Below are 7,864 nucleotides of genomic sequence, written 5' to 3' on the forward strand. Positions count from 1 at the left end.
AGGCTCTCCACATGGACCAAGCGCTGCATATCAACGCCACCGTGCTTCCAGACGATGAGCCCGTCGACTTCTGGGTTGTCGATGGACGGGTCACGTTCGAGCCAGTGAAACAAGCCACGACGCTCGCCTCCGGTGCATTCGTGCTTCCGGGGCTGGTTGACGCGCATTGCCACATCGGCCTCGGCGTCGAGGGTGCTGTCGACGACGCCACCGCCCGCGCCCAAGCTGAGGCCGACCTTGCCGTCGGCGTCATGCTCATTCGCGACGCGGGCTCGCCGAAAGACACCCGTTCCATGCAGCAAGACCCGACGCTGCCCCGCATCATCCGCTCGGGGCGGCACGTCGCTCGCGCTCGTCGGTACATCCGCAACCTCGCCGAAGAGGTCGAGCCGGAGCAATTCGTGGAGCAGCTGCGCCACGAGGCGCGCAGTGGCGACGGCTGGGTGAAATTCGTAGGCGACTGGATTGACCGCTCCGTGGGCGACCTCGCGCCGAGTTTCCCCGCCGACGTGGTGCGCGAGGCCGTCGCTGCTGCCCACGAAGAGGGCGCGAAGGTGACGTCGCACTGTTTCGCGGAGCAATCCGTCGCGGAGATCATCGACGCCGGTGCCGACTGCATCGAGCACGGCACGGGGCTCGACGACGACCAGATCGCCGTCATGGCGGAACGCGGTGTCGCGCTGGTGCCGACGATGATCAACCTCGCGCGCTTCACCGACTACGCGGCACAGGGTGAAGCCAAATTTCCCACCTACAGCGCACATATGCGCGACCTGCATGCCAGACGCTACGAGACCATTGGGAAAGCCTACGAGGCAGGCATTCCCATCTACACCGGCACCGACGCGGGCACCGTCATCAAGCACGGTCGTGTCATCGACGAGATCGAGGAGCTCGCCAAGGTCGGCGGCGTTGAGTTCGCGCTCGGCGCCGCGAGTTGGCGGGCGAGGGAATGGCTCGGCGTCGACGCCGTCGTCGAGGGGGCCAGTGCTGACTTCGTGGTCTACAGTGAGGACCCGCGTAGTGCGTTGCAAACGCTGCGTTCACCGCTGCACCGTGTACTTCGAGGAAAGGTACTGGCTACACATGTCTGATTTGCCCCCGCCCAACCAGGATCCGAAGAACCAGCCGAATCCTGAGCCACCCACGCAGGCTCCGCAGTCTGCGTCCAGCGCTAGCAGTCAGCCGGGTTCCTGGCAGGCCGACGCGGGCCCCGCGCCGCAGCTTCGCCCGGGGTACGCTCCGAAACCTCAGAAGCAGCCTGGCGGATTCAGCCGTGGCTTCGGGTCCGGTATGGGCTTCGCACTCGGCCTGGGCGTGGTACTCACCGTGAGCTCGATTCTGTCGGGCCTGATCTTCCTCGGCATGCTCGCCGTGTCGTTGAAGGACGTCCAAGGCGACTCGACCACCACGCTCAAGACCATCTGGGGCAATAGCAGCGCGGAGGGGCGTCTCCGCGCCATCTCCATCTCCGGCCCCATCCTCGCCGACGCCAGCGACGGGTCGGTACTGAGCGCCGGCACCTACGGTTACGAGGTTGCCGACATGATTCGCTCCCTCGACAAGGACGACTCGTCGGGCCTGATCTTGCTCATGAACACGCCGGGCGGATCCATCCCGGGCTCCGCAGCGATTGCCGACGCTGTAACCGACTACCAGAAGCGCACCGGCCAGAAGGTCATGGCGCACGTGTCCAGCATGTCGGCTTCCGGGGGCGTCTATTCGACGTCGTCCGCCGACGAGATCTGGGCCGACGAAGGCTCGCTGGTGGGCTCGATCGGTGTGATCTCCGGGCCGTTCCAGCGCTACACCAACGTCACCGCACTGGGCAGCACACTGCTCGAGGCTGGCGTGACGGCTGAGAAGATCGAGCAGGAGTACCTCAGTGCCGGTAAGGGCAAGGCCTTCGGTGATCCGTTTGTGGGCATGAGCGACGAGCAGAAGGCCAAGTGGATGGAGGGCATCAACGCCTCCTACGACAAGTTCGTGCAGCGCATGGTTGAGGGCCGCGGCATGGATGAAAAGGTGATCCGCGAAGAGATGGGCGCCGGCATGTTCAACGGCGAGAAGGCCGTCGAATACAAGCTCATTAACGGTGTGAAGAACCGCGACGAATTCTTCCGCTACGCCGCTGAGCAGGCCGGGCTCGACCCGTCGAAGACGAAGGTCGAGACGGTCGCCGATGACCTCGGATTCCTGGGCGGCTTCCTCGGCGTGAAGCGCGCGTACGGGCAAGCTCCCGCAGTGAAGCAGGGGGAGGGCGTCGTGCCGCAGCTGAGCCAAGCCATCTGCAGCCGCCACGCCATCCTCGCCTACCACGGGGCGCCCACTGCGGCGTGCGGCTAAGTGCATCCAGAGCTGGGTTGGGGCATCATCCCCAGCCCAGCTCGTGCAGGCGTTCTTCCTCGATGCCGTGGTAGTGGCCGAGTTCATGTAACAGCGTGATGGTCACCTCGTCGGCGAGTTCGTCGAGGCTGTTGCACATCCGCGTCAGCGGCCCCTTGAACAGCACGATGCGGTCGGGCAGCTGCCCAAAGTAGCTGCTATCTCGCTCGGTGAGTGCTTGACCCTCGTACACTCCCAGCGTGTCGGAACCATCGTCGGGCTCATCTTCGACGACGAACACGAGATTGTCGACGTGTTCCAGCAGCGCCTCGGGGATCTCGTCGAACGCCTCATCCACGAGCGCGTCGAAGTCGTCGTCGGCGATGTCCATGGGCATGCCGCGAGCCTAACGGCGCGCGACGGACAAGGCCACACCGGCCCCGAGCAGCACGCCCGCGCACACCCAGCTGCCCGTCTGCACCGGCTCCAGCGCGGGCCACGTCCAGATGATCGGCGATCCCAGGGGCAGGCCGCCCATGGACGCCAGCGCCGCCCATCCCACCGCGACGGCGGCGCTGGCCGCGGGGGATGCCGTCGCGGCGCCGAGCAGGACGATGCCGGCGTCACCGAGCATGGTGCGGGCCGCGCCCAAGGCGGCGTCGGTGCCGAGCGCCAGCGCAACGATCCCGTGTGCCACGACGCAGGCCAGGACGAGGGCCACGTCCCACGCCCACAGGTGCCGCGTGGTGCCGCGTTCGAGCTGTGGATTGCGTCGCGCCAGCCCGGCGCAGACCGCCAACGTCGGCGCGAGCGGAGCCAGATACGACACGGGGGAGGGGAGGCCCGGACCACCAGCCAGCGTCGGCAGCACGACGACCACCTTCGGCAGTGTGGCGACCACCGCGAGGGACAGCGCGAGCGCGACGGCCACCGCTGGGACGATCCGACTGCGCAGCCACCACGTCATGGACACCACCACTGGGCCAGCCGAGTGTTGATCAGTGCGGCCTGCTCGGCCTCGGGCAGTGCCAGCGTTGCCTCGAGTGCGGGTGAGGGCGGTGGCAGTGGCGAGGGCGCGGAGGAGTGTGCGATCAGCCACTGGAGAACGTCGTGTTCCTGCAGCTCGTCCTCGTTGACGGTCCCAAGGGGAGGCTGGCAGCCGTCGACCAAGCCCTGCGCCAGGGTTTCGGGATAGGACGCCGGGCCGGCCGTGACATTGATCCGCGCACTGGCGACCTCCTTGGAGGTCCGCTGCGCCGCTTCGCTCCAGGTCGCGGGCACCGCGATCCCCAGGTTACGCCAGTGGCGGATGATGGCGGCGACGTCGTCCGCCACCGGCTGGAGCCCGGGGGCGCGCTCAGGCCACAGGCACACGCGTGGCTCGGAGCCGGTGCAGATGGGACGATCGAGACGGGGCACCCTGGGCAGGTGGCCGGCATCTCCGGCGATGCCGTGGGCGGTCGCACCCGTGCCGACGACGATGACCGCCAGAACCGCCGCCAGCACGAGTCGGCCGGCGCGGCCGTGGAAGCGCAGGGCAATCAGCACCGTCGCGACGGCGATGAGGCCCACGCTGCATACGACGCTGCCCCACGCCACGGTCGGGTCCGGCACCGTGTCCAGGCTGCAGCAGCCGTCCCATCGCCCCGACATGTGGCGCAGCCACGGCGGCTCGATGGCCGGGGTGACCGCCACCCAGAGGTAGGCCGCAACCAAGGCGGCGGGGAGCGCCATCACGACGGGCAGCCAGATGCCGATGGCCAGCCCGACCGCGCTCCACGCGACGAGGGAGAGCACGGCGGTGCCCCACACCTGCCAGGCGGGCGCGCCGCCGACCGAGCAGACGGCGATGAGCAGCAGCAGGCTCGTGGGCACCGCCACCATGGCCACGGGCCAGGCCAGGCGGGTGACCGGCAAGCGGGCCGAGGACACGATGATGAGATTTGCGCGCCGGAGGCGCGTGCCCTCGGCAGCGGCGGCGACCGCCACAAGCATGCACAGGAGCAACAGCGCGTCGGTCTTCAGCGACGCCGCCCAGTACGGGCTGCCGTCACCGTAGAGGAGCTGGTCGTTGCGGAACACCGTGACCGTGTAGGCCATGAGCGGCAGGAGCCAGATGACCAGGCTCGAACGAAACCACGCCCAGATCGGCATGTCACGACCCTCCCACGATGCGCAGGTACGCCTCCTCGGCCTGCTGGCGCGAGGCGCCGGCAGCCAGGCCGAGGAAGTCCTCGGGCGTGCCCGACCACGCGAGCGAGCCGGTGTGCAGCACCGCAACCTGGTGGTAGATGTCTTCGACGTCGTCGATCTGATGCGTGCTGACGACCATCGTCAGGGAGTCGGGCACCGACTGCATGACGCTGCGGAACCGGTGGCGCTGCTCGGGATCCAGACTCGCGGTCGGTTCGTCCAGCAGCAGGACCTGCGGGTCGGACACCAGCGCGGCGGCCAAACCCAGCCGACGCAGCTGCCCACCCGAGAGCTTGCTGGATGGTCGGTCCTGCTCGTCTACCAGCGCCACCTGCGCCAGCGCTCGCAGTGCGGCGGCCTTCGTGTCCGATCGGGACACCCCGCGCAGCCACGCCGCGTACCGGGTGTACTCGAGCGTCGAGAGCCCCCGGATCGGAGCGATGGCCTGCGGCATGAAGGACACGCGGCGGCGCAACTGGCGCGCGGCGACGGGCACACCGTCGAGGAGGATCGCGCCCGAGCGCGCCCGGAGCTCACCCGCGATGATCCGCAGCAGCGTGGTCTTCCCCGCACCGTTCGGGCCGAGCAACACCGTCCGGCCGGTGGGAAACGTCAGATCGAGCCCCTCGTACAGGGGACGCCTGCGGGAGTGGGAGAAGGTCAGGTCAGCGCATTGGATCATCACAGGTAAGCTCCGAGGTGTGGGTGCAAGGGTGCTCAGTAGTTGATGCGGACTCCCTTGGCGGACGCCTTGCCACCTGAACCTTGTCCATTGACGCTTACGATCTGCATCCTGTACTCGTGGTTGCCTTCGTGCCCGCGCCACGTGGAAGACGCACCCTTGGTGCATCGAACCTCGTGATCGCCGAGCGATGTTGCCGGCAACCAATCCGAGTTCCACCTATGTGCACGGTAGGTCACCGTCGTTGCGCTGCACCCATTGACATGCGTGAGCTTGATGGTTCCGGGGGACTTGTCGTTATCCCACCACTTCTGGGACCACCATCCGGGTCCTTGGTTGGAGTAGCTGAACGTGAACGACCCAGATGACGCGAGAGCTGGCAGCGCCATGCTGCCCGCAAGAGCAACTGCGGCGACGAGGGTGGCGCCGACGCGCTTGTAGTTGGACTTCATTGTGAACCTTTCCCTAGGCTGAGGAACCGGGCTGAGCGCTCGGTGAGAGACTACCTGCTCCCTGTTCTGCCTCGGTATCGGCCAAAAGCCGGAAGTTGAAGAGAAGGTGCTGCCGAGCGTCTCGTGGCAGCTACGCGGTCCTGCGTCACTTGATCACGCCAGTTCGGAACCCCCACGCCACGGCCGCGGCCCTTGAATGGGAGTTCGTCTTGCGTAGGATCGTCTCGACGTGCGCCTTGACGGTTGAGCGAGCTAGAACCAGTTGGGAGGCAATCTCACCACTCCTGTACCCGTCTGCGATGAGTTGCAAAACTTCTTGCTCACGGCAGCTGAGGTGCTCATTCGTGCCAGACCTCTCGATCCCCATGACGTCCTCCCAGCGGTTCCCAATCACCGGCACATGGCTCGGCTGCTCCGATGTGGTGCAGCCTGCATGCAGTGTAGGGTTCCCCCCGTCGGCGAGCAAGGGTGCTGTGCGATGTGGCTGTGCGATCGGCTGGCTGCATTAGGCAGATCCACAGGCCTCTGGCACAATGAACGATGCACCTTTTTGTCTGGAGCCCTCTCTCATCCAGTCGGAAGGCCCTCGGTTTGCGGGAACTCGTGCCCCACACGTGCTCTCGCCGCCCCAAACTGCACAACAATAGGAGTATCCACCAACGTGGCAACCAAAATTCGTCTGAAGCGCATGGGCAAGATCCGCTCGCCCCACTACCGCATCATCGTCATCGACGAGCGCAAGAAGCGCGACGGGCAGGCTATCGAGGAAATCGGCCTGTACCACCCCAAGAACGACCCGTCTGTGATCCAGCTCGATTCGGAGCGCGCCCAGTACTGGCTCTCCGTCGGCGCACAGCCCACCGAGGCTGTCGTGGCCATCATGAAGCGTACGGGCGACTGGCAGAAGTTCACCGGCGACAAGTCGCCGTCGGGCATCGACCCGCAGCCGGAGCGTCGCGACCGCGAGGCTGAGTTCGCGAAGGCCCTCGCCGAGGATTCCGACGCCACCGCTCCCGCCATCACCAAGGCACAGGAGAAGAAGGCAGCCGAGGAAGCCGAGAAGAAGGCCGCGGAAGAGGCCGAACAGAAGGCTGCTGAGGAAGCCGCCGAGGCCGACGAGCCAGCCAAGGCCGACGAGGCTGAGGAAGCTCCGGCTGAGGGCGACGACAAGGCCGAGGCCTGATCGTGCTAGCTGACGCTCTCGAACACCTCGTCGCAGGCATCGTCACGAATCCCGACGATGTCTCCGTGCGTGACAAGGACCTCCGCCGCGGGCGGCTGCTCGAGGTTCGTGTCCACCCCGACGACGTGGGCAAGGTGATCGGTCGCCAGGGGCGCACTGCGCAGGCACTGCGTACCGTGATCGGTGCATTGGCCGGACAGGAGCAGGTGCGGATCGACTTCGTCGACACCGACCGCCCCCGCCGCCGCTGATGAACGTCGAGGTCATCGTCGGGAAGGTCGGGCGCGCCCACGGAATTCGTGGCGACGTCTTCATCGACGTGACCACCGATGAGCCGAAGCGCCGCTTCACGACAGGGGCACGGCTGAGGCTCGACGGTGGTACCCAACTGGAGGTGGCCTCCGTGCGTAAGCACGGGGGTCGCCTCCTTGTTGCGTTCACGGGCCTGCACGATCGCACCGCCGTCGAGCAGCTCACCGGGCGCCAACTCTTCGCCGACGTGCCCAGCGACGAGCAACCCAGCGGCCAGAACGAATACTTCGACCGCCAACTCGTAGGCCTCGAAGTGCGCTCGGCCGCGGGGTCACCGTCGGGAACCGTCGTGGGGGTGCAGCACATGCCCGCACAAGATCTCCTGGTGATCGACGTCGACGGCGATGAACGCCTGGTTCCCTTCGTGGAGGCGCTGGTTCCCACCGTGAACCTGGAGGAGGGCTTCGTGCAGCTCGCCGACGTCGGTGGGCTCTTGGAGGACGTCGAGTGAAGATCGACGTCATCACCACCTTCCCCGACTATTTCGCGCCCCTGCAGCTGAGCCTGATGGGCAAGGCGATTGAGTCGGGGCTCATCGAGCTTGGCGTACACGATTTGCGCCAGTGGACGTACGATCGCCATCACACCACCGACGACACCCCCTACGGCGGCGGCGCGGGCATGGTGATGAAGCCCGAACCATGGGGCGAAGCCCTTGACCACGTCGAGGCGTCGTCGCCGGCGGAACCCACCGTCGTGATTCCCACACCGGCTGGC

Annotated in this window: 10 protein-coding genes and 1 pseudogene; 6 read left to right on the forward strand and 5 right to left on the reverse strand. The window is 66.7% G+C overall.

The window, feature by feature from the left end; all coding sequences use genetic code 11:
• Window positions 1–11: 11 nt before the first annotated feature.
• Both Q0X68_RS04755 and Q0X68_RS04760 read left to right on the forward strand, forming a co-directional pair.
• Window positions 12–1,094 (forward strand): amidohydrolase family protein, encoded by a 1,083-nt coding sequence (locus Q0X68_RS04755; protein WP_297748298.1) that lies wholly within the window; start codon window positions 12–14, stop codon window positions 1,092–1,094.
• On the forward strand, window positions 1,087–2,346 hold the full coding sequence (locus tag Q0X68_RS04760) for a S49 family peptidase (RefSeq protein WP_297748302.1): 1,260 nt from the start codon (window positions 1,087–1,089) through the stop codon (window positions 2,344–2,346). Before Q0X68_RS04755 ends, Q0X68_RS04760 begins: the two co-directional genes overlap by 8 nt.
• 25 nt (window positions 2,347–2,371) lie before the next feature.
• Here Q0X68_RS04760 and Q0X68_RS04765 read toward each other — a convergent pair whose 3' ends face one another.
• From Q0X68_RS04765 to Q0X68_RS13120, 5 genes are all read right to left on the reverse strand, one after another.
• Window positions 2,372–2,722 carry a metallopeptidase family protein gene (locus tag Q0X68_RS04765; protein WP_297748305.1) on the reverse strand — a complete coding sequence of 117 codons (351 nt, stop codon included), beginning with the start codon at window positions 2,720–2,722 and terminating at the stop codon, window positions 2,372–2,374.
• 566 nt (window positions 2,723–3,288) lie between these two features.
• The gene (locus Q0X68_RS04770; protein WP_297748308.1) at window positions 3,289–4,479 is read right to left on the reverse strand and encodes a hypothetical protein; all 1,191 of its coding nucleotides are present in this window, start codon (window positions 4,477–4,479) and stop codon (window positions 3,289–3,291) included.
• A 1-nt stretch (window position 4,480) separates the two neighbouring features.
• The gene (locus Q0X68_RS04775) at window positions 4,481–5,200 is read right to left on the reverse strand and encodes an ATP-binding cassette domain-containing protein (protein ID WP_159087480.1); all 720 of its coding nucleotides are present in this window, start codon (window positions 5,198–5,200) and stop codon (window positions 4,481–4,483) included.
• A gap of 35 nt (window positions 5,201–5,235) precedes the next feature.
• Window positions 5,236–5,652: a hypothetical protein gene (locus Q0X68_RS04780; protein WP_159087481.1), complete on the reverse strand. Its 417-nt coding sequence runs from the start codon at window positions 5,650–5,652 to the stop codon at window positions 5,236–5,238.
• 145 nt (window positions 5,653–5,797) lie between these two features.
• Window positions 5,798–6,019 (reverse strand): LuxR C-terminal-related transcriptional regulator, encoded by a 222-nt coding sequence (locus Q0X68_RS13120; protein WP_366127747.1) that lies wholly within the window; start codon window positions 6,017–6,019, stop codon window positions 5,798–5,800.
• A 294-nt stretch (window positions 6,020–6,313) separates the two neighbouring features.
• On the opposite strand from Q0X68_RS13120, the gene rpsP reads away from it, so the two are divergent.
• The 4 genes and pseudogenes from rpsP to Q0X68_RS04800 form a co-directional block, all read left to right on the forward strand.
• A complete protein-coding gene (rpsP, locus tag Q0X68_RS04785) occupies window positions 6,314–6,835 on the forward strand; it encodes a 30S ribosomal protein S16 (RefSeq protein ID WP_108871583.1) in 522 nt (173 codons plus the stop codon).
• Window positions 6,836–6,837: 2 nt separating this feature from the next.
• Window positions 6,838–7,086: an RNA-binding protein gene (locus Q0X68_RS04790; RefSeq protein WP_108871584.1), complete on the forward strand. Its 249-nt coding sequence runs from the start codon at window positions 6,838–6,840 to the stop codon at window positions 7,084–7,086.
• Complete coding sequence (gene rimM / locus Q0X68_RS04795) at window positions 7,086–7,598, forward strand: ribosome maturation factor RimM (RefSeq protein ID WP_297748316.1); 513 nt, start codon at window positions 7,086–7,088, stop codon at window positions 7,596–7,598. The genes Q0X68_RS04790 and rimM overlap by 1 nt, the downstream gene beginning before the upstream one ends.
• Window positions 7,595–7,864: pseudogene (locus Q0X68_RS04800) on the forward strand (tRNA (guanosine(37)-N1)-methyltransferase TrmD); the annotation flags it as partial. The gene rimM and the pseudogene Q0X68_RS04800, both read left to right, overlap by 4 nt.

The sequence above is a fragment of the uncultured Tessaracoccus sp. genome (assembly GCF_947286155.1).
GTDB lineage: Bacteria > Actinomycetota > Actinomycetes > Propionibacteriales > Propionibacteriaceae > Arachnia.

Coding starts and splice junctions, on each gene's coding strand:
- Q0X68_RS04755 (WP_297748298.1), top strand. CDS start 12: ATGGACCAAGCGCTGCATATCAACGCCACCGTGCTTCCAGACGATGAG.
- Q0X68_RS04760 (WP_297748302.1), top strand. CDS start 1,087: ATGTCTGATTTGCCCCCGCCCAACCAGGATCCGAAGAACCAGCCGAAT.
- Q0X68_RS04765 (WP_297748305.1), bottom strand. CDS start 2,722: ATGCCCATGGACATCGCCGACGACGACTTCGACGCGCTCGTGGATGAG.
- Q0X68_RS04770 (WP_297748308.1), bottom strand. CDS start 4,479: ATGCCGATCTGGGCGTGGTTTCGTTCGAGCCTGGTCATCTGGCTCCTG.
- Q0X68_RS04775 (WP_159087480.1), bottom strand. CDS start 5,200: ATGATCCAATGCGCTGACCTGACCTTCTCCCACTCCCGCAGGCGTCCC.
- Q0X68_RS04780 (WP_159087481.1), bottom strand. CDS start 5,652: ATGAAGTCCAACTACAAGCGCGTCGGCGCCACCCTCGTCGCCGCAGTT.
- Q0X68_RS13120 (WP_366127747.1), bottom strand. CDS start 6,019: ATGGGGATCGAGAGGTCTGGCACGAATGAGCACCTCAGCTGCCGTGAG.
- rimM (WP_297748316.1), top strand. CDS start 7,086: ATGAACGTCGAGGTCATCGTCGGGAAGGTCGGGCGCGCCCACGGAATT.